Source organism: Lentibacillus sp., assembly GCF_035301925.1.
GTDB lineage: Bacteria > Bacillota > Bacilli > Bacillales > Amphibacillaceae > Lentibacillus.
The window spans coordinates 1-21,758 of sequence record NZ_DATGTI010000004.1 but is presented as its reverse complement, the minus strand read 5'-3'; the positions used below and the strand labels follow the sequence as shown (position 1 = coordinate 21,758).

General features: G+C 44.1%; 17 protein-coding genes. 16 read left to right on the top strand and 1 reads right to left on the bottom strand.

Translation table 11 applies throughout. From position 1 onward, the window contains the following. Window positions 1–237: 237 nt before the first annotated feature. Window positions 238–1,287, bottom strand: a complete 1,050-nt coding sequence (locus VK080_RS00215; protein WP_324222785.1) for an NAD(P)/FAD-dependent oxidoreductase — start codon at window positions 1,285–1,287, stop codon at window positions 238–240. Window positions 1,288–1,542: 255 nt separating this feature from the next. Here VK080_RS00215 and VK080_RS00210 point away from each other — a divergent pair, with 255 nt between their 5' ends. The 16 genes from VK080_RS00210 to rlmD all read left to right on the top strand — a co-directional run. Next, window positions 1,543–2,532 carry an iron-siderophore ABC transporter substrate-binding protein gene (locus tag VK080_RS00210; RefSeq protein ID WP_324222784.1) on the top strand — a complete coding sequence of 330 codons (990 nt, stop codon included), beginning with the start codon at window positions 1,543–1,545 and terminating at the stop codon, window positions 2,530–2,532. 167 nt (window positions 2,533–2,699) lie between these two features. Continuing rightward, complete coding sequence (locus tag VK080_RS00205; RefSeq protein ID WP_324222783.1) at window positions 2,700–4,439, top strand: adenine deaminase C-terminal domain-containing protein; 1,740 nt, start codon at window positions 2,700–2,702, stop codon at window positions 4,437–4,439. A gap of 119 nt (window positions 4,440–4,558) precedes the next feature. Further along, entirely contained in the window at window positions 4,559–5,623 is a 1,065-nt protein-coding gene (locus VK080_RS00200; RefSeq protein ID WP_324222782.1) for a DUF3048 domain-containing protein, read from the top strand. An 18-nt stretch (window positions 5,624–5,641) separates the two neighbouring features. Beyond that, window positions 5,642–5,941, top strand: a complete 300-nt coding sequence (locus VK080_RS00195) for a YerC/YecD family TrpR-related protein (RefSeq protein ID WP_324222781.1) — start codon at window positions 5,642–5,644, stop codon at window positions 5,939–5,941. 245 nt (window positions 5,942–6,186) lie between these two features. Further along, complete coding sequence (locus VK080_RS00190; RefSeq protein ID WP_324222842.1) at window positions 6,187–6,870, top strand: heptaprenylglyceryl phosphate synthase; 684 nt, start codon at window positions 6,187–6,189, stop codon at window positions 6,868–6,870. Window positions 6,871–6,899: 29 nt separating this feature from the next. Next, a complete protein-coding gene (pcrA, locus tag VK080_RS00185) occupies window positions 6,900–9,119 on the top strand; it encodes a DNA helicase PcrA (protein WP_414672195.1) in 2,220 nt (739 codons plus the stop codon). A gap of 15 nt (window positions 9,120–9,134) precedes the next feature. Next, window positions 9,135–11,138: an NAD-dependent DNA ligase LigA gene (ligA, locus tag VK080_RS00180; RefSeq protein WP_324222780.1), complete on the top strand. Its 2,004-nt coding sequence runs from the start codon at window positions 9,135–9,137 to the stop codon at window positions 11,136–11,138. Between the two features lie 12 nt (window positions 11,139–11,150). Then, on the top strand, window positions 11,151–12,359 hold the full coding sequence (locus VK080_RS00175; RefSeq protein WP_324222779.1) for a CamS family sex pheromone protein: 1,209 nt from the start codon (window positions 11,151–11,153) through the stop codon (window positions 12,357–12,359). A 254-nt stretch (window positions 12,360–12,613) separates the two neighbouring features. Next, entirely contained in the window at window positions 12,614–13,888 is a 1,275-nt protein-coding gene (locus tag VK080_RS00170; RefSeq protein WP_324222778.1) for a helix-turn-helix domain-containing protein, read from the top strand. Window positions 13,889–13,901: 13 nt separating this feature from the next. Continuing rightward, on the top strand, window positions 13,902–14,042 hold the full coding sequence (locus tag VK080_RS00165; protein WP_324222777.1) for a hypothetical protein: 141 nt from the start codon (window positions 13,902–13,904) through the stop codon (window positions 14,040–14,042). A 313-nt stretch (window positions 14,043–14,355) separates the two neighbouring features. After that, window positions 14,356–15,879, top strand: coding sequence for a sodium/proline symporter PutP (gene putP, locus VK080_RS00160; RefSeq protein WP_324222776.1), 1,524 nt, complete (start codon window positions 14,356–14,358; stop codon window positions 15,877–15,879). 379 nt (window positions 15,880–16,258) lie between these two features. After that, window positions 16,259–16,549, top strand: coding sequence for an Asp-tRNA(Asn)/Glu-tRNA(Gln) amidotransferase subunit GatC (gene gatC / locus VK080_RS00155; RefSeq protein ID WP_324222775.1), 291 nt, complete (start codon window positions 16,259–16,261; stop codon window positions 16,547–16,549). Between the two features lie 12 nt (window positions 16,550–16,561). Continuing rightward, complete coding sequence (gene gatA, locus VK080_RS00150) at window positions 16,562–18,031, top strand: Asp-tRNA(Asn)/Glu-tRNA(Gln) amidotransferase subunit GatA (protein WP_324222774.1); 1,470 nt, start codon at window positions 16,562–16,564, stop codon at window positions 18,029–18,031. Continuing rightward, window positions 18,028–19,458, top strand: coding sequence for an Asp-tRNA(Asn)/Glu-tRNA(Gln) amidotransferase subunit GatB (gatB, locus tag VK080_RS00145; protein ID WP_324222773.1), 1,431 nt, complete (start codon window positions 18,028–18,030; stop codon window positions 19,456–19,458). The genes gatA and gatB overlap by 4 nt, the downstream gene beginning before the upstream one ends. A 243-nt stretch (window positions 19,459–19,701) precedes the next feature. Next, window positions 19,702–20,613 (top strand): diacylglycerol kinase, encoded by a 912-nt coding sequence (locus VK080_RS00140; protein ID WP_324222772.1) that lies wholly within the window; start codon window positions 19,702–19,704, stop codon window positions 20,611–20,613. A 91-nt stretch (window positions 20,614–20,704) separates the two neighbouring features. Next, window positions 20,705–21,758: 23S rRNA (uracil(1939)-C(5))-methyltransferase RlmD (rlmD, locus tag VK080_RS00135; protein WP_324222771.1), on the top strand; the 1,054-nt coding region annotated here is incomplete at its 3' end.

Below are 21,758 nucleotides of genomic sequence, written 5' to 3'. Positions count from 1 at the left end.
GTCGGATTCTGTTCGAGTCGCACGAAGCAGACCACAAAGGCGTTGCAACACGACACCCGAGGTTTTAGTCTTTGTTCCTCTTCTTCAGCAGGTAAAAACACCATGCTGAATGACGTTTCACTTTTCCCCGCATCTAATGGACAGTAATCCGCCAAAAGACGGCGGTTAACTGTCCCTAAATGCCCGAATCTGTTCAACTAACATTCCGTGGAGAAATACACGCCACGGAATGAAGTTTCACTTTATCATTTGTTTTTTCAATGCTTCATTACGTTTTGTAAATACATCGTTATGTGAGGAGACCATTGCAGCTTTTTCAGCACCGGGCTGGTTAAACTGCTTTGCTTGATTGACGGCATTGGCAGCGTCCTGGAAGGCGCCTGCTATCAAGTTTAATTTACCTTCATGCATCAGAATGTCACCGGCAGCATATAATCCCTCCAGTGACGATTCACTATTGGCATTGCCTGAAATGAAATAATTATCGGCGATGGCGATGTCCAGTTCACTATTTTCCAGCAGTGATGTATCGCGTTCATAGCCATGATTGACAATCACATCATCAACAGGCAAATAATTGACGGCACCGGTTTCATGATTGCTCAGTTCAACTTCCTTAATCGTTTCACCGTCATCGCCGGCTATCAGATCGGTAATTGAAGTATGGAAGAAACAGACGACAGAGCTGTTTTTCAGTTGGGTTGCCTGTGATTCATGACAGTCAAAATTATTTTTTCTGCAAGTAATAAAAACACGTTCGGCGACAGACTCCAGTTCGTTTGCCCAATCTGTTGCTGAACTGCCACCACCTGAGATCATCACCGTCTTATCTTTGAAACGTTGTAAAGACTTGACGGAGTAATGCAGATTTGATTCTTCAAATTGTTCGGCACCTTCTATATCTAATTTTTTTGGATTTAGTATGCCGCTGCCAACTGCCACAATGACAGTTTTTGCGTAATGAATTTGTCCCGAACTGGCATGCAGTTCATAAATACCCTGTTTGTTACGGGTGATTGATTCGATTCTTTCATTCAGCACCACTTCAGGCTGAAACGTTAAGCCTTGTTCAACCATCTGATCAATAAACTTTGCACCGGTGAGTGGTGGCAATCCGCCAACATCCCAAATCATTTTTTCCGGGTAGACATGAACTTTACCGCCTAAATGAGGCTGATATTCGATTATTTTTGTTTTCATTTCTCTTAGTCCGCTGTAAAAGGCTGAAAAAAGCCCGGCAGGCCCACCGCCTATAATGGTCACATCAAACAGGTCATCGTTGGTCACGTCTCTTCACTCCTCAGCATCATTAACTGATTCTCATTCTCATTCTCATTCAATCATACACGATTTAAGCATGGATGAAAAGATTGACATTCATTCAAATACACGATAAAGTTTAATTGCTGTCAATAATGATAATCATTATCAATTGATTGGAACTGTGATTTGACATCATACATAAACGATTGAACGATCGGCTTAAAATAGCTAATGGGTACTTTTAAAACCGATAACTGGACATGGTGAGGAGTGGCTGATATGCAGAGATGGTTGCTGATACTTAGTGTTTTGGTGCTGACAATGTTAGCGGCATGTGGATCAAATGGTGATGAAACGGATACAGGTCGTGATGAAAGTACTGCTGAGCGTACTGTTACCATTGAAGATGCTACGGGTGAAAAGACAATTGAAGGAATTCCAGAAGATATTGTTGCCCTTGAGTGGTATAACGCGGAGCAGTTGCTTTCACTGGGTATTCAGCCTGCTGGTATACCGAATATCGATGGATTCAACAACTGGATGAATATTGAGGAAGATTTGGCTGATCGTGTTGAGGACGTCGGAACACGTCAAGAGCCAAATCTGGAGGCCATATCACGAATGGATCCTGATTTGATTATAGCGGCACAGTTCAGACATGAGCAGATATTAGACAGATTGGAGGACATTGCACCTGTTGTAACGTTTGCGCCTTACAGTGAAGCGGGATCAGCCGACTTGTATGAAGAGCTGATGAATGAATTTGAAACAATCGCTAAAATCACAGATAAGGAACAGGAAGCTGAGCAGGCTATAGATGATTTAAATGATTTTTACGACGAACAACGACAGCGCTTAGCTGACGCAGGTCTGGAAGGTACGAAATATATCGCAACGATGGCTTTTTCTTCTCAAAATTCGCCGGTACTGCGGCTTTATTCCGATAATTCATACCCGGCAGCGGTCATGGAAAAGCTTGGCTTTGAGAATGCCTATCATACAGATGAAGTTGAGCAGTACGGATTCACTGAAGTTGGCTTGGAAACATTGCAAAATTTCCAGGAAGACAATCTGCAGTTCTTTGCTGTTGTTCAAGAGGATGATAATATTTTTGAAAACCAGCTGGAAGGTAACGCAGTCTGGGAAAATTTAAGTTTTGTTAAAGAAGGGAATACACATTACTTGCCTGGTGATACACCGGTAATTGGTGGTGTATCATCCGCGAAGGCATTGGCTGAGCAGATAGTAGATACAATGCTGAACGAGTGACTTGTCAGGGAGGGATCGAATTTCCTCCCGTTTTTTAATGTAATAGGGTGCTTGTGCATTTGTCTGTCGTTTGTCACAAAAAAGTCGATTTCATCATTTAAAACTATAGCGTATGAAAGCGATATATATGTTACGATAGATAAAACATATATTGGAGCGTTGATGTTATGCCAGAAAGCATCTATTGGAGAAACCGTGAATTAAGGGAGCATGTAGCCGTCATTGATGGTGAAGAAGCACCGACAATTGTATTAAAAAACGGCACTTATTTAAACACGTATACAAAACAATGGCTGCGTGCAAATATATGGATTTTTAATGATCGAATTGTCTATGTTGGGGATAAACTGCCGGAAAACAGTCAATCAACCGAAATAGTCGATTGCGACGGTAAATATCTGGTACCGGGGTATATCGAGCCGCATGCACATCCATTTCAGCTATATAATCCCGAGCAACTTGCCATGTATGGCGCCGAGTTTGGAACGACAGCATTCATTAATGATAATTTAATGTGGAATTTTTTATTGGAGAGAAAGAAAGCGTTTACGTTGTTGGAAGAATTTGAACGATTGCCGGTGTCGATGTACTGGTGGGCAAGGTTTGATTCACAGACGGCACTGCAGCATCCAGCGGAATATTTCAGCACGAATAAAGTATTGTCGTGGCTTGAACATCCATCTGTCATTCAGGGCGGCGAGCTGACAGCATGGCCGCGCCTGCTTGACGGTGATGACCGTCTGCTCTATTGGATTCAGGAATCGAACCGGCTTGGAAAACCGGTGGAAGGCCATTTGCCCGGTGCATCCGAAAAAACGTTAACGAAGATGAAACTGCTGGGTGTGGCCGCGGATCATGAAGCCATGACCGGAAAAGAAGCGATTAAACGTCTGCAGCTTGGCTATCAGGTTGGACTGCGTTATTCATCAATCCGCCCTGATCTTCCGCTTTTACTGGAAGAAATGCTGGCAGAAGGTGTGTGCACATTTGACCATGTCACTATGAACACAGATGGGGCAACACCTCCCTTCTACAAAAATGGCATTATGAACGTATGTGTTGAGATTGCGATTGAAAAAGGCGTACCACTGGCGGATGCTTACCGGATGGCTTCCCATAACACCGCCAACCATTACGGACTGATTGCGGATATCGGATGCATTGCACCGGGCCGGATAGCGAATATAAATATACTACAGGAAAAAGATAATCCGCATCCGGTGAGTGTTTTGGCAAAAGGAGCATGGATGACCAAAAATCATCAGGTGCAAAACTTTCCGACAGCGATCGACTGGCAACAATATGATATTGAGCCGATTACATTCGATTGGGACCTAACATTGGAAGACATGCAATTTTCTGTTCCGATCGGGCTGAACATGGTCAATGATGTGATTATACAGCCGTATGCGATTAAGACGGATGTGACGCTTAATGTGATTCCGGATAATACTGATGATGCATTTCTCATGCTGATTGACCGGAATGGCAATTGGCGTGTCAATACAGCGATCAAAGGCTTCACGAACCGTTTGGGCGCAGTGGCAAGCTCATTTTCGACGACCGGTGACCTTGTTTTCATTGGTAAAAGCAAACAGGATATGCTGCTTGCCTGGAAGCGCCTGAAAGAACTGGGCGGTGGCATCGTGCTCGCACATGAGGGAGACATTTTATTTGAACTGCCCCTGAAATTGGGCGGAAGCATGTTTGCCGGGACGATGCGTGAATTGATGGAAAAGGAAAGCGACTTAAGGACATTGCTGACGGATTTTGGCTATCCATTTGGTGACCCGGTGTACGCCATTCTGTTTTTATCAGCAACCCATCTGCCTTACATCAGAATTACACAAAAAGGGGTTGTCGATGTGAAAAAACGCGAAGTGCTCTTTCCAGCGACGATGCGATAACGTATAATGACATTAAAGTATCTGGAAATCGGCTGAATTGCCGATTTCTATTTTCAGGCTTCCAAAATCGGTCAGAGGAAAAAAACAGAAAGGCTTGCGTTTTTTAAAGGGGTGGGTTTTTGAAAAAGTTGATTGTTTTCTTGTCTTTCTTCATACTGCTGATTCTGGCGGCATGTTCAGATGACCAGGAGAAAAATGCACAAGACAACGGGTCAAAAGATAATTCAATCGAAGAAAAGGAAAAAGCACCTGAATCATCGAATCATAAGAACACTTTCCCGCTGACAGGTATTCATACCGATCAGCACGTCGATAATCGGATTGTCAGTGTGATGGTCAATAATCACCGTAAGGCCCGGCCACAATCAGGTCTCAGCAAGGCGGATATCGTTTTTGAAATTTTAGCGGAGGGACAAATCACACGGCTATTGGCCATCTATCAGAGTGAACTGCCTGATGTTGCCGGTCCGGTCCGGAGTGCAAGGGAGTATTACTTTGAATTGGCAAATGGCTATGATTCCCTTTATATCTATCATGGGGCAGCCGATTTCGTGAATGACATGATCCGCAACCTTGGAACTGAACATTTAGACGGTGCCGTTTATGATAATAATGGACGTCTGTTCAAACGCGAATCTTTCAGGAATGCACCACACAATTCCTATCTGCAGTTTGGGGCAGTATATGATGTGGCAGAAGAAAAGGGATATGATGTTAGGCAGGAATACGAGCCACTGCCATTTACAACAGAAGAAGAGGCAGATAACGTCTCCGGTGATCCCGCAGCAAATGTTGAAATTGATTATTCCGGAAGCAGCCTGAGGTATGTGGTCGAATACGTGTATGATGAAAATAACGGTACATATACCCGATACAGTGACGGGGAAAAATCCACCGAGCTGAATTCGGGGCAATCGATAACAGCCGACAATATTTTTATTGTGGAAACGCCACACCAGGTCATTGATGATGCAGGCCGGCGTAAAATTGACCTGACATCGGGCGGTGATGCCTATCTGATACAAAAAGGTAAAATCCGCCACGTCCAGTGGGAAAACCGTGATGGCAGAATCATTCCGGTCAAGGATGGCAAGCCGGTGAAATTTGTCCCGGGCAAAACCTGGATAAACATTGTGCCGTCAACCCCGGGGTTAACGCAATCGGTCACGGTTTCAAACGATTAAAAGGCAGGTGATGTCATCATGCAGATTGATAAACTGCGCGGGGAACAGCTGGATCAACTGTTTGATGCAATTCTTTCGTTAAAGGATCGGGAGGAGTGCTATAAATTTTTTGATGATATTGCAACGATGTCCGAGATCCATGCGATCTCTCAGCGGCTGCAGGTTGCCAAAATGCTGACGGATGGGTATACATACAACGTTATAGAAGAGAAAACAAGTGCATCAACCGCAACCATTTCACGTGTGCGCCGCTGCCTGAACTACGGCAGTGATGGCTATAAAATCGTTCTGGATCGCTTGTTCGATGATCATCAGTAAACAGAGCCGCTATCTCCAATTTGGGGATAGCTTTTTTGCTGACGGGCAGCCGACATCACAAAGTTTATACCCTGAATTTTTCAGCTTTATAAAATTCCTCAATTTAATACTGTTTAATCCTAAATTCATAGCGCAATTTTTGGTATACTTTAAGAAGGTGAATTGCGTTTCCTGTAAAATCGTTTAGTGATAAACCAGATTGATTGAAATCAATTTTTTATATGGGGGACTTTACAGTGCGTGATATATTAACAAATTGGAACCATTTATTTAAACTGGACCCTGCGAAGGAAATTTCAGACGAGAATCTTGATGCGATTTGTGAATCAGGGACCGATGCTGTGATTGTCGGCGGGACGGATGATGTGACGCTTGATGGGGTGCTTGATCTGCTCTCACGCATCCGCCAGCATACTGTCCCATGTATTTTGGAGATATCCAATATGGCGTCGATTACACCCGGTTTTGATTATTATTTTATCCCGATGGTGATGAACAGTACGGAGAAAAAATGGATGATGGATCTTCAGCATGAGGCAATCAAGGAATATCGGGATTCAATGAACTGGGATGAGATCTTTATGGAAGGCTATTGTATTTTAAATGAGGAGGCCAAAGCGTTTAAGGAAACAAAATGTGACATGCCGGATGATGATGATGTCGTGGCATATGCCTATATGGCGGAGCATATTTTTAAATTGCCGGTTTTTTACATGGAGTACAGCGGCACGTATGGCAATCCTGAACTTGTTAAAGACGTCAAAGAGCAGCTTCATGATACAAAGCTGATTTACGGTGGGGGAATTGAAAATAATTTCCAGGCTCGCGAAATGAAGGCGCAAGCCGATACAATCGTTGTCGGTAATCTCATTTATTCGAATATCAACAAAGCCTTGAAAACAGTCAAAGCAGTTAAAGATATGGATTAAGAAACGTTAACATTTAAAGGTGGTGTGTCATGGTGAGTCAGACAATGCACGAATTACTGAACGGATTAAATAAAGAACAGCAAGAGGCAGTCAAGCATACGGAGGGGCCATTACTGATCATGGCTGGGGCAGGAAGCGGCAAAACACGTGTCCTGACACACCGGATTGCTTATTTGCTTGGCGAAAAGGGTGTACCACCAAGAAATATGCTGGCCATTACATTCACAAACAAGGCTGCACGGGAAATGAAAGAGCGTGTCAACAAACTGGTTGGAGCGGGGAGTGGACAGATTTGGGTTTCCACCTTCCATTCGATGTGTGTGCGTATTTTGCGCCGTGACATTGATCGGATCGGCTATAACCAAAATTTTACGATACTGGACAGCGGTGATCAGTTATCCGTCATCAAACAGATTCTGAAAGATTTGAATATCGATCCGAAAAAGTTTGATCCGCGGGCGATGCTCGGACAAATCAGCGGTGCGAAAAATGAATTGATCACACCAGAACAATTCAGCAAAAACGTTGGGAACTTTTTCCAACGCCAGGTTTCGCAGGTGTATGAACGCTATCAGAAAACATTGCAGAAGAACCAGGCACTCGATTTTGACGACCTGATTATGCAGACGGTTCATTTATTCAAACGTGTTCCTGAAGTACTTGAATATTACCAGCAACGGTTCCAGTATATTCATGTGGATGAGTATCAGGATACCAACCATGCCCAATACTATCTGGTGAAGCAGCTGGCAAACCGATATCAGAACCTGTGTGTTGTGGGAGATTCGGACCAGTCAATTTATCGCTGGCGGGGTGCGGATATTGCGAATATCCTGTCATTTGAAGAAGATTATCCGTCGGCACGGGTGATTTACCTTGAGCAAAATTATCGTTCAACCAAATCGATTTTGGATGCAGCCAACAATGTCATTCAAAACAATTCCGGCCGCAAACCAAAGAACCTTTGGACGGAAAATGATGAAGGGAAAAAAATACATTATTTCCAGGGAGCAACCGAGCAAGAAGAAGCGTTATTTGTGACCGATAAAATTCAGGAACTGACAGGTGAGGAAGGCTATTCACCAAACGATATTGCCATCCTGTACCGGACAAATGCCCAGTCCCGGGCGATTGAGGATACATTGGTGAAATCGGATATTGCTTATCAGATGATAGGCGGCACAAAATTCTATGACCGGAAAGAAATTAAGGACTTGACTGCTTATTTGCGCCTGATCACCAATCCTGATGACGATATCAGCTTCGAACGGATCGTGAATGTACCGAAACGCGGCATCGGCAAGACATCAGTGGACAAACTGCGTGCATATGCAACTGAAAATGGGATCTCGTTTTACCAGGCTGTTCAAGAAGTCGATTTCATCGGTGTCACGAAAAAGGCAGCGAATGCATTAGCGGGATTCGGCAATCTGATCCAAACTCTCTCACAACAGCAGGAATTTTTGACCGCAACCGATATGGTTGAAGCCATCCTCGAACGGACAGGCTATGAAGAAATGCTGAAAAATGAACGGTCACTTGAATCACAAAGCCGTCTGGAAAACCTTGAGGAGTTCAAGACTGTCACCAAGGATTTTGAGAAAGATGCCGAGGATAAAACATTAATTGCTTTTCTGACTGATTTGGCGCTCATCGCTGATATTGACCGGGTTGATGAAGAGGAAGCGGATAGTGAGCCAAAAGTGACGCTTATGACCCTGCATGCTGCAAAAGGGCTTGAATTTCCAGTCATTTTTTTGGTCGGTATGGAGGAGAATGTTTTTCCGCACAGCCGGTCCATGTTTGATGATGAAGAGATGGAGGAAGAACGACGACTGGCCTATGTAGGGATTACCAGGGCTGAGCAGGAACTTTACCTGACCCATGCTAAAATGCGTACCCTTTACGGCCGGACCAATATGAATCCGATCAGCCGCTTTATTAATGAAATTCCGGAAGAACTGGTTGATGGAATCGAACAAGCGCGTGCGACGATGTATGGCTCGATTGAAAAAACGGCCGATAGATCATCGCAGCCAAAACGCCGTGCCGGAAGAATGCAGCAGACAACGGGTGCAGAGTCACAGACATGGAGCCCAGGTGATAAGGCAGAGCATAAAAAATGGGGCGTTGGTACGGTCGTCAAAGTCCAGGGAGAAGGTGAGTCGATGGAGCTGGACATTGCCTTTCCTGCACCGACAGGCATTAAACGGCTGCTGGCCAAATTCGCACCCATCACGAAACAATAGGAGGTGCTTGGAAGGTTGGATAAACAGCAGGCACAACAACAAATTGCGGAACTGAGAGAATTATTGAACCATTACAATCATGAGTATTACGTCCTCGATAATCCGAGCGTACCGGATGCGGAATATGACCGGAAAATGCAAGAACTCATCAAACTGGAGGAAGCATTTCCGGAACTTATCACAGCTGATTCACCGTCACAGCGTGTTGGCGGGGAACCGTTGGATGCATTTCAAAAGGTGCAGCACAATGTACCGATGCTTAGTCTTGGCAATGCTTTCAACGAAGGAGATCTCCGTGATTTTGCTCGGCGTGCCAGCCAGGGAACCGATGATCCGATTTCTTTTGTCTGTGAACTGAAAATTGATGGTCTGGCGGTATCCCTCACATATGAAAACGGCAAATTTGTACGCGGTGCGACCAGGGGTGACGGTACGACTGGTGAAGATATCACAAGCAACTTACGGACAATCCGCAGCATCCCGTTGTCCATCCAGGAAGAAAACACGCTTGAAGTCCGCGGTGAGGCGTTTATGCCACATAAATCATTTTTGGAACTGAATGAACAACGGGAAGCAAACGGTGATGAACCGTTTGCTAATCCGCGTAACGCAGCGGCTGGCTCATTGCGTCAACTTGACCCGAAGATTGCCGCTAAACGTCATTTGGACATTTTTCTTTACGGTGTCGGTGAGTGGCAAGCCGGAACATTATCGTCACACAGTGAGCGACTTGACTATTTGCAACAGCTCGGTTTCAAAACGAATCCAGAGTGGCGCAAATGCAATACGATCGATGACGTCATTGATTACATCAAGTACTGGGAACAAAAGCGCCCGGACTTGGATTACGAAATCGACGGGATTGTTGTAAAGGTTGATAACCTTGCTCAGCAGGAAGAATTAGGGTTTACCGCGAAAAACCCACGCTGGGCCATTGCGTATAAGTTTCCGGCTGAAGAAGTGATGACAACACTTCGCGATATCGAATTGAGTGTCGGCCGGACTGGTGTTGTCACGCCGACAGCTATATTGGACCCGGTCAGGGTTGCCGGAACAACGGTGGGCCGTGCTTCACTCCATAATGAAGATTTGATCCGGGAAAAGGATATCCGGATCGGTGACAAGGTTATTATCAAAAAAGCGGGCGATATTATTCCGGAAGTGATTCGTTCTGTTCCGGAAAAACGGACAGGTAGCGAGAAGGAATTCTTTATGCCGGAAGAATGTCCGGAATGTGGCAGTGAGCTCGTCCGTCTTGAGGAAGAAGTCGCACTAAGATGTATTAATCCGAATTGTCCTGCACAACTAAAAGAGGGCCTCATTCATTTTGTTTCGCGTGATGCGATGAACATTGATGGGCTTGGTGAGAAAGTCATTACCCAGCTGTTTCGGGAAAACCTGGTGCATACAATTGCTGATTTATACCGCCTTGAACGTGATGACTTATTGCAATTGGAACGGATGGGCGAAAAATCTACTGATAATTTGCTGCAGGCAGTCGAGGCGTCAAAAGAGAATTCATTGGAACGGCTCTTGCTTGGGCTCGGTATTCGCTTTGTCGGTTCCAAAGCTGCGAAAACACTCGCCAGCCATTTTGAAACAATGGAAAACCTGAAAGAAGCAACATTTGATGACATCATAGCGATTGATGAAATGGGCGAAAAAATGGCCGACTCGATTGTGCATTATTTTGAAGGCGATGAAGTGCGTCGTCTGATCAGTGAATTGAAAGATCTGGGTCTCAATATGGTATACAAAGGGCCAAAACAGCAGGATGTGGAAGAAGATAGGGCATTTTCCGGCAAGACAGTCGTATTGACAGGAAAAATGGAAAATTATACAAGGTCAGAGGCAAAAGCTTTGGTTGAACAGCTTGGCGGATCAGTTACCGGCAGTGTGAGCCGGAATACCGATATTTTGATTGCGGGAGAAGATGCCGGTTCAAAGTTGGATAAAGCCGAAAAACTCGGTGTTGTCATTTGGGATGAACAGCGGCTGAGAGAAGTTTTGGGCGATTAAGGAGTGGAAGACGTGTTTAAAAAAATAGCGATGATGCTGGCGGGTGCCGTTCTAATCCTGACAAGCTGTGCACCATCGATCAACAATGATGATGAAGTTGTTCAAAATGAGGATGAAAACGAACAAGAGCAGAATTCAATCGTTTCCAGCAATCAGTTATCAGAAGAGGATTACCGGACCATTCTGCCATATCGTCCCAGCGCATCCCGGGGTGTAATCACGAATCAGATGGGGAACCGGGTTGATATAGATGAAATGGAAACAGGTCTGCGAAGGCTTTCAAAAGAATACTTTGATCCTGAACAATACTTTTTTGAAGAAGGCCAATATTTAACATCCGACATGCTGTATAATTGGCTGGATACCTACCCGACGGAAGAACGTCTGCAGGAATTGGAAAAGATGATAGAAAATGAAGATATTAGTGAAGAAGCAGTAAAAGAAGAGAAATCGGCATTGAATCCGCCGCTGAATGAAAAAACAGCAACCAAGGAAGATTATGAGGATAATCCGAAATATCTTACCCACATTCTGGAACAAAATTTTCTCACCAAGAATGACGATAATACGATGGAACTGGCTGGGGCATCCATCGGCATTGCGTTAAAATCGGTATATACATTTAAAGCTGAGGGGAACACCCATCATCGAGACATATCAAAGTCGGAAATGATGGAAAAAGGTAAGGAGATTGCCCAGACTGTCCTGGAACGAGTTCGCAGCATTGAAGAACTGAACAATGTCCCAATTATGATTGCATTATACAGGGAAGAAGATCAGAGTTCTCCGGTGCCTGGAAATTTTGTTGCCAAAACAGGTGTGGAAGCAGGGAAGGCAACAATCGATGAATGGGAAACCGTAAATGAAGAGAACGTCTTGTTCCCTTCTGATGAAGGCAAGGAAAAATACTATGATACGCAACAACTAGTACAAAATTTTGCCTCGCGCATTGAAGAGTATTTCCCGAATTATGTAGGGGTAATCGGTAAAGGTTTTTACATCGATGAAGAACTGAAAAAATTAACGCTCGAAATCCCGCTGGAGTTTTATGGCAAAGGGGAAATCATCGGCTTTACGCAATATACGTATGGTCTGGTGGAAGAAATGTTCCAGGATTATTACGAGCTGGAAGTGAAAATCAAATCCAATGAAAAAATGGAAGGCCTCATTTACCGTGAAGCAGGTGACGACGAGGTGACTGTTCATGTTTATGATTCATAATTTAATTAGAAGATTAAAAATAAGTCAATAGGCCTAAAATGGATAAAATAGCCTTTTTTTCGTAAAAAAGATGCGGAAAAAGGGCTATTTTTGACTAACTTTCCTCGTTTTAGGAAAGTAGGCAAGTCATAGGCGAGTTTATTGCTATATTCACCCCTCAACTTTCCCAATATGAATTTTTGGAATTTATGTTATGATATAAATATAGCATTATTACCAAATCATTCTTATTTTCAGCTAGTGGGGTGGGTAAAATGATGGAAATCGGACCCTATATCAAACTGCACCGGATTAAACAGGAAATGACCCAGGCAGAACTGGCTGAAGGGATTGTCTCGAGCGCTTATTTATCCAAAATTGAAAATGAGAAAACAGAGGCAAGCCCAAACGTGATAAGCTTATTATGCACCAGACTGGGTATTCAGCTGGATGATGGAAACGATGAAATGATCAGGGAAAAGCTGCAGAAATGGTATGGCATGCTGTCTTCAGAACACGATATGGATGAAATGGTTCAAATCTATCAGGAATTGAATCAGGTTATGTATGACAATCATTATTCTCCTGACAGTCTGGTCATGTTTGAGATTCATAAGATCAGGTACTTTTTGGTCATAGGTGAAATGGATAAAGCGTTAAGTCAAATTAATAAACTGTCTGAAATGACCGGTACCTTTGACAGCCTGCACCAGTATTACTGGTATAAGTTTAAGGGAAATTATAATACAATGAATTCCGAGAATTATCAGGCAATGCGCATGTATAAAATTGCTGAGGAAAAACTGAACCAACTGGAGTTATCTGAAGAAGAAGTAGCTGATCTGCAATATACGATTGCGGTGACACATAGCAAATTAAGAAACACGCTTGAAGCAATCGAATATGCCGAAAAAGCGATTGCAACTTTCAGGATAACATACAACTTTCTACGCTGCGCACAATCTCATATTGTATTGGGAATTTCCTACCGAAGAATCGGGATGCATGACAAGGCAATTAAAAACTATAATCTAGCTAAACACTTAGGGGAATTGAAACAAAACAAACAAATTATTCATTTGACCAGTCAGAATTTAGGTTATCTATACTCTACAATCGGAGAAAATAGAAAAGCTATATTAAATTTTGAAGAAATAGTCCAAGATCCCGAAGTATTATTATATGAAAGTATAATTGCTGCTACATCGCTGACAAAAGAGTATTACAACATTAACAATATTGATAAAGCAAAAGAAACAATTGAAAAAAGTTTGGAGTTACTAGATCAAACAAATGATGACGAAAAATACCAGCTGTTTAAATATATGACGTATACTTATAGTTATGCGATTAATCAAGAAGGCCACAAGTTTGAATCATTGGTAATTGATGAATTTATACCTTATTTAAAGAAACAAAAGGATTATGCTAACTTGGTAGTCTACGCCAATATGTTGGCAAGACATTTTGAAGGGAATAACAGATATAAAGAGTCTGTTAAATATTACAAACTGGCTAACAATACTTATAAAGAACTGGTTAGCCTGTAAAGGAGGGGATGACATGAAAAAGTTAATGGCAACTGTTACATTTGGGACTCTGCTTGTAGTAGGAATTACAGCAGTACAGGATAACCCATCTGATACTGCGATCGAAGTAGAGCCGACAGTTCTGTCAATCGGTCCAGATGTTAGTCTCTTTTAATCTAGTTCGAACAGTAAGATCAGTATTTTTTACCCTATTACAATATGTTGTTTTGCCTGAAATAGTGTGGAAAGCTATTTCAGGCCTTTTTTGTTTGCTGCAATTCGAATGCGTAAGTCGGCAATGTGTATCAAAACTAATCATCTTAATGGTTAAAACGTATGGTATAATAACTGTACAAATATTTAGAAAGGAGTGGTGATGCGTGGAGTATGCCATTTCAGGAGCGACATGGATGTGGATGTTTATTCCCATGCCTGTTGTGATATTGCTTTCGATTATTACATTATTTACGGAAGGGAGGAACAAGTAAATGGGGCAGGCGACACTGATAACATTTATTGTCTATCTCATTGGAATACTGATAATTGGTATCATCATGTATCGCATGACAAACAATCTATCAGACTACGTACTGGGTGGTCGTAAATTAGGTCCCGGGGTTGCTGCGCTCAGTGCAGGTGCTTCGGACATGAGCGGCTGGCTCCTGCTCGGATTGCCGGGTGCTGTCTATGCTGCCGGACTTGCGGAAGCATGGATGGCAATCGGCTTGTCAATTGGAGCATACTTAAATTGGCAAATCGTTGCGAAACGTCTGCGGGTTTATACGGAAGTTTCGAATAATTCGATTACCATTCCGGACTTTTTGGAAAATCGTTTCAAAGATAACTCCCACATACTTCGGGTTATTTCTGCACTTGTTATTTTATTGTTTTTTACATTTTACACGTCATCGGGAATGGTAGCTGGTGCAAAACTGTTTGAGGCATCATTTGGACTTGAGTATCAGGCAGCCTTATGGATCGGAACCATTGTTGTCGTATCATACACGCTGCTGGGCGGTTTCCTGGCGGTAGCCTGGACGGACTTTCTGCAGGGTTCGCTCATGTTTCTGGCGTTGATTGTTGTGCCGATAGTCGCACTTAATGAAATGGGCGGATGGAACGCTGCAGTCCAGGCTGTCGGAGAAATTAATCCAGGTCATTTGAATATGATTGAAGGTGTCGGGGTGCTGGCGATTATTTCATCACTGGCCTGGGGTCTTGGTTATTTTGGTCAGCCGCACATCATTGTACGTTTTATGGCATTAAGGTCGCCAAAAGATGTTCCGAAAGCACGGTTTATTGGCACAACCTGGATGATTCTAGGGTTGTATGGTGCCATTTTCACCGGTTTTATCGGGCTGGCGTTCATCAGTACACAGGATGTGAGTGTTTTAGGTGAATTTGGTATTTCGGTCATTATGGATAATGGTGTTCAGATGCTAGAAGATCCGGAAAAGATTTTTATTGCCTTTTCCCAGCTGTTATTCCATCCGGTGATTGCCGGTATCCTGCTGGCTGGGATTCTTTCGGCGATTATGAGTACAATTGACTCCCAGCTGCTTGTATCGTCATCAGCTGTGGCAGAAGACTTTTATAAAGCCCTTTTCAAAAAGGAAGCAGGCGAAAAAGAACTGGTATGGGTTGGCCGGATTGCCACGCTTATCATTGCATTGATTGCCGCGATTATCGCCATGAATCCGGAAAGCACCGTACTAGAACTGGTAAGCTACGCCTGGGCAGGATTTGGTGCCGCTTTCGGTCCGACAATTTTATTGGCCCTGTTCTGGAAGGGATTCACCCGTAATGGGGCATTTGCCGGTATTCTCGCTGGTGCTGTTACAGTTATTATCTGGGGCGGCTTCCTGTCCGGTGGTATTTTCGATTTGTATGAAATCGTGCCCGGCTTCCTGCTTAACCTGATTGTTGCTATTGTCGTCAGTCAGATGGAAAAACCAAAAGCCGAGGTGGAAGCGGAATATGATCAGGCCATGGATAAAATGAACGCGTATTGATGTTCATTGGATCCAAGCCACTTTCCCTATTGTAAAGAGGAAAGTGGTTTTTCTGCTTATCCCGCATGTAATGGAAACTAATGCCCAAAAAACCGGAGATAACTGTCCATAAATGCCCGATTCTGCTCGGGCCTGCAGGACGCAGGTCACAAAGGCGTTGCCACAGGACGTGGCGTTTTTAGCCTTTGTTCCGCTTTATCAATGGGCAAAAAACGCCCCCGCTGAATGCAGTTTCGCTTTATTTGCTCAATGACGGCATTTTCTGCTATTATCAATAGTGTCTTTGATTAAATCGAATTATATTGATAATGCTTTTAATTAAATATAATTATAAAAATAAGAGGGCAAGTTCAAATATAATATTTTGGAGGTGTCTGCCATGGCTGATATTTCAAAAGATGACGTCAAACACGTTGCCAATTTGGCACGGCTTGCCATTACCGAAGAAGAAGCCGATATGTTTACAGATCAGCTGAGTTCGATTATCGAATACGCCGAACAATTAAATGAACTGGATACGGAGAACGTGGAACCGACGACACATGTCCTGGATTTGAAAAATGTTTTGCGCAAGGACGAGCCGAAAGAATGGATTTCTAAAGAAGAAGCGCTGAAAAATGCACCGGATAAACAGGATGGGTACTTCCGCGTGCCGTCAATTCTGGAGTAAGGAGTGAAATAGATGTCACTATTTGACCATAGCATCAAACAATTGGAAGATATGTTACATAAAAAAGAAATATCGGCTGAAGACCTGGTTGATGCTTCATATGACCGGATCAATGAAGTGGATGAACAGGTTCAGGCATTCTTGACACTTGATGAAGAAAATGCCCGCAGCCAGGCAAAACAGCTGGATGCCGCTCCTGATGAAAATGCCCGACTATTTGCGATTCCGAACGGCATAAAAGACAATATTGTCACGAAAGGCTTGCGGACGACATGCGGTAGCCAATTTCTGAAAAACTTTGACGATCCGTTATACAATGCAACCGCTGTTGAAAAACTGATTACGGAAAAAACGGTGACGGTTGGTAAGCTGAACATGGATGAATTTGCCATGGGCTCATCAACAGAAAATTCCAGTTATACACCTACCCGCAACCCATGGAATTTGGACTATGTGCCAGGCGGTTCCAGCGGTGGATCAGCCGCGTCTGTTGCAGCCGGTGAGGTACTGTTTTCCCTTGGTTCTGATACAGGCGGGTCAATCCGACAGCCGGCCTCATTTTGTGGCGTTGTCGGCATGAAGCCAACGTATGGCCGCGTGTCACGTTTTGGGCTTGTCGCGTTTGCTTCCTCCCTTGACCAAATCGGCCCGATCACTCGGAATGTTGAAGACAATGCACGTGTGCTTGAAGTGATTGCCGGTCATGACAAAATGGATTCAACCAGTGCTGATGTTGATGTCCCTGCCTATACGGACAAGCTGACAGGCGATGTCAAAGGAATGAAGATTGCCGTTCCGAAAGAATACCTCTCAGAAGGTGTCAGTCCGGAAGTGAAAGAAGCGGTTCTGAACGCATTAAAAGTTTATGAGCAGCTTGGAGCTGAGTGGGAAGAAGTTTCACTAACGCATTCCAAATATGCCGTCGCAGCGTATTATTTGCTGGCATCGTCCGAGGCATCCGCCAATCTTGCCCGTTTTGACGGCATCCGTTACGGGGTGCGTTCCGATAAAGCGGAAAATATGATGGATATGTTTACCTATTCACGGAGCGAGGGCTTCGGTGATGAAGTGAAACGCCGGATTATGCTCGGGACGTTTGCATTAAGCTCCGGTTATTATGACGCCTATTATATAAAGGCACAAAAAGTACGGACACTGATCAAAAATGACTTTGATAAGATTTTAAACGAGTATGATGTTGTCATCGGACCGACTGCACCGACACCCGCATTTAAAGTCGGGGAAAAAATTGACGATCCATTGACGATGTATACCGATGATATCCTGACCATACCGGTCAATCTGGCGGGACTTCCGGGGATTTCAGTGCCGTGCGGTTTTTCGGAAGACGGACTGCCGATCGGCCTGCAAATCATTGGAAGAGCTTTTGACGAAGGAACAGTCTATCAGACAGCACACGCGTATGAGCAGGCAACGGGCCATCATCTGAAAAAGCCTCAGTTGGGAGGTGCCGAATCATGAACTTTGAAACCATTATCGGACTCGAAGTACACGTTGAACTGAAGACAAATTCGAAAATTTTCAGCCCAAGCCCCAACGCTTTTGGCGATGAACCAAACTCGAACGTTAATCCGATCGATCTCGCCTATCCGGGGGTTTTACCGGTATTAAATGAAGAAGCGGTTAATTTTGCCATGAAAGCTGCTATGGCCTTAAACTGCGACATTGCGACAGATACGAAATTTGACCGCAAAAATTACTTTTACCCTGACAACCCGAAAGCCTATCAGATTTCCCAGTTCGATCAACCAATCGGTGAAAATGGCTGGATTGAGATTAACGTGAACGGTGAGAAAAAACGAATCGGGATTACACGGCTGCATCTTGAGGAAGACGCTGGTAAATTGACCCACCAGGATGACGGTCATTCGCTCGTTGACTTTAACCGCCAGGGTACACCGCTCATCGAAATTGTCTCTGAACCGGATATACGCTCACCGGAAGAGGCGTACGCTTATCTGGAAAAACTGAAAAACATCATTCAATATACCGGTGTTTCCGATTGTAAGATGGAAGAAGGCTCACTTCGGTGTGACGCCAACTTGTCTATCCGGCCGATTGGGCAGGAGGCATTCGGTGTCAAAACGGAGCTGAAAAACTTGAACTCCTTCTCCTTTGTACAGAAAGGTTTGGAATTTGAAGAGAAGCGTCAGGAAAAAGTACTGTTGTCAGGCGGCGAAATTTTGCCGGAAACTCGCCGTTTTGATGAAAAAACGAAAGAAACAATTCTGATGCGTGTTAAAGAAGGTTCCGACGATTATCGTTACTTCCCAGAGCCAGATCTTGTACCGCTTTACATTGATGATGAATGGAAAGAACGGATTCGCAGCCAGATTCCGGAATTGCCCGATGCCCGCAAACAGCGTTATATCGATGAATTGGGGCTGCCGGAATACGACGCAGGTATTTTGACCGGTTCCAAGGAAATGGCTGACTTCTTTGAAGAAGCGATTGAAAATGGCGGCGACATCAAACAGGTGTCCAACTGGCTGATGGGCGACGTTTCCGCGTACATGAACAAGCATTACAAAGAGCTGAGCGAACTGGCTCTGACACCGGAAGCACTGGCGAAAATGATCAAGCTGATTGAGGACGGCACAATTTCGTCCAAAATCGCCAAGAAAGTTTTTGCCGAACTGGCGGAAAACGGCGGTGATCCGGAAAAAATCGTTAAGGAAAAAGGACTTGTGCAAATTTCCGACGAAGGCCAGCTCACTGACATTATCACAAAAGTGCTGGACGAAAATGAGCAATCGATTATCGACTATAAAAACGGTAAGGACCGTGCCATCAAATATCTGGTCGGCCAGGTTATGAAAGCGACTAAAGGACAGGCTAATCCGCCAATGGTCAATAAGATTTTGCAAGCCGAAATTGATAAAAGGTAAGTCGGATAAATACCAGACGTTAAAGCGAAAACGCTTGATAAGCAGCGTGGCGTACAGGAATGAAAAGACTATAAAAGACATTTCCGGACTACTGCAGTTATCGCAGTAGTCCATCATTTTAGATAAGTGAGACGCGAGACCTGATCCTCTGTCCCGTAGCTAATGACTTTTCAATTGGAATGAAAAGCGCTATGATAGACGTCAGGTGTAAAAACTGATTTGTGTGTTGGGGGAGAGAAGGATATGGAAAGAGCCCGCATTATTTATAACCCGACATCCGGACGGGAAGCATTTAAAAAGGAATTGCCGAATGTACTGGAACGGTTTGAAGTTGCCGGTTTTGAGACGTCGGCACATGCCACAACAGGTGAAGGTGATGCCATCGAAGCGGCCAAAACTGCTGTTGAACGCGACTTTGACCTTGTAGTAGCTGCAGGCGGCGACGGAACAATCAGTGAGGTTATCAACGGATTGGCAGAGCAGGAACACCGTCCGAAGCTTGGTATTATTCCGACGGGCACGACCAATGATTTTGCCAGGGCATTAAACATCCCCCGTGATATTGAAAAAGCAGTCGACGTTATACTGGAAGGTCGGTCAATGCTTTTGGATATCGGACGTGTGAATGATCACTATTTTATGAATATCGCCGGGGGCGGCAAGCTGACGGAGCTGACATATGATGTGCCAAGCAAGCTGAAGACAGTTCTTGGGCATTTGGCTTATTACGTCAAGGGAATTGAAATGCTCCCATCCTTGAAGCCGATACGGACACGGATTGAATATGATGGAACCATTGTGGATGAAGATATTATGCTATTTCTCGTATCCAATACCAATTCAGTTGGCGGTTTTGAAAAACTGGCACCTGACGCGCGCCTCGATGACGGCTATTTTGACTTGTTGATTTTAAAGAAAATGAATCTGGCTGAGTTTGTCCGCATCGCGGGTCTTGCTTTAAGAGGCGCCCATCTTGAAGATAAACGCATCATCTATACGCAAGCTAAACATATTAGCGTTGAAGCTGATGAAAAGATGCAGCTGAATATCGATGGCGAATACGGCGGACTGCTGCCAGGGGAATTTACAAACCTACCGCGGCATATTGAATTCTACGTACCGGAGGAGTTTATTGTAAAAGACGAAAAAGGATAATCGGGAAGACTGCTTTCGATGGCAGTCTTTTTATTTTATATAGTGAATATGATAAGATAAACATCACATATGCACGAAAAGGAAGATACAAATGGCAAAACAAGCAGCACCAGTGAAAAAGAATCAGACCGTCAAACTACAATTCGAAGACCTGACCCATGAGGGGAACGGTGTCGGGAAAATCAATGGCTACCCGTTATTTGTCCCTTATGCATTGCCGGGGGAAGAAGGCGAAGTAAAGGTTGTCAAGGTTAAGAAAAATTTCGGTTTCGGCAAATTGCTCAATGTAACCAAATCAAGCCCTGAACGTGTCGAACCCCCGTGTGATGTCTTCTATACATGTGGCGGGTGCCAGCTGCAGCATATGAGCTACAACATGCAGCTGGATATGAAACAGGTGCAGGTCAAAAATGCATTGCGGAAAATCGGCCATTTGGAACATGTGCCGGTCCACCCGATCATTCGGATGGATGATCCGTGGCGCTACCGCAATAAAGTGCAGATGCCTGTCGGGGAAAAGGATGACGGCGAGCTGATCACCGGTTTTTATCAAAAGCGCAGTCACCGGATTATTGAAGGAATGGAAACGTGCAATATTCAGGATGAAGTCAATGACCGCATGGTGGAAGCAGTACGCCGGATAGCAGATCGCTTGGGGATTCCAGCTTATGATGAAGCGAACGATACCGGTGTGTTAAGGCATATTGTAATTCGAACGGGTGAGGTGACAAAGGATACGATGATTGTCATTATTACGCGGACACCCGATTTGCCGCATCAGGAAGAGCTGGTCAAGGAACTGATTCAAACTTACCCGCATATCAAATCGATAGTTCATAATGTTAATGACCGGAAAACGAATTCGATTTGGGGCAAAACGTCAAAAGCGATATATGGCGAAGATTATATTTACGATAAAATTGGCGATATTAAATTCGCCATTTCCGCCCGTTCCTTTTATCAGGTCAATCCGCCGCAAACAAAAAAACTCTATGATAAAGCCGTGGAATATGCGCGGATCAGCAGCCATGATACCGTGGTTGATGCCTATTGCGGCATTGGCACGATATCGCTGTTTATGGCACAGGAAGCTAAAAAGGTTTATGGTGTGGAGGTTGTGCCTGAAGCTGTTGATGACGCGAAGA

What these genes read in the sequence shown, in the direction of transcription:
- VK080_RS00210 (WP_324222784.1), top strand. Translation starts at nt 1,543, where the DNA reads ATGCAGAGATGGTTGCTGATACTTAGTGTTTTGGTGCTGACAATGTTA.
- VK080_RS00205 (WP_324222783.1), top strand. Translation starts at nt 2,700, where the DNA reads ATGCCAGAAAGCATCTATTGGAGAAACCGTGAATTAAGGGAGCATGTA.
- VK080_RS00195 (WP_324222781.1), top strand. Translation starts at nt 5,642, where the DNA reads ATGCAGATTGATAAACTGCGCGGGGAACAGCTGGATCAACTGTTTGAT.
- pcrA (WP_414672195.1), top strand. Translation starts at nt 6,900, where the DNA reads ATGGTGAGTCAGACAATGCACGAATTACTGAACGGATTAAATAAAGAA.
- VK080_RS00170 (WP_324222778.1), top strand. Translation starts at nt 12,614, where the DNA reads ATGATGGAAATCGGACCCTATATCAAACTGCACCGGATTAAACAGGAA.
- VK080_RS00165 (WP_324222777.1), top strand. Translation starts at nt 13,902, where the DNA reads ATGAAAAAGTTAATGGCAACTGTTACATTTGGGACTCTGCTTGTAGTA.
- putP (WP_324222776.1), top strand. Translation starts at nt 14,356, where the DNA reads ATGGGGCAGGCGACACTGATAACATTTATTGTCTATCTCATTGGAATA.
- gatC (WP_324222775.1), top strand. Translation starts at nt 16,259, where the DNA reads ATGGCTGATATTTCAAAAGATGACGTCAAACACGTTGCCAATTTGGCA.
- gatA (WP_324222774.1), top strand. Translation starts at nt 16,562, where the DNA reads ATGTCACTATTTGACCATAGCATCAAACAATTGGAAGATATGTTACAT.
- gatB (WP_324222773.1), top strand. Translation starts at nt 18,028, where the DNA reads ATGAACTTTGAAACCATTATCGGACTCGAAGTACACGTTGAACTGAAG.
- VK080_RS00140 (WP_324222772.1), top strand. Translation starts at nt 19,702, where the DNA reads ATGGAAAGAGCCCGCATTATTTATAACCCGACATCCGGACGGGAAGCA.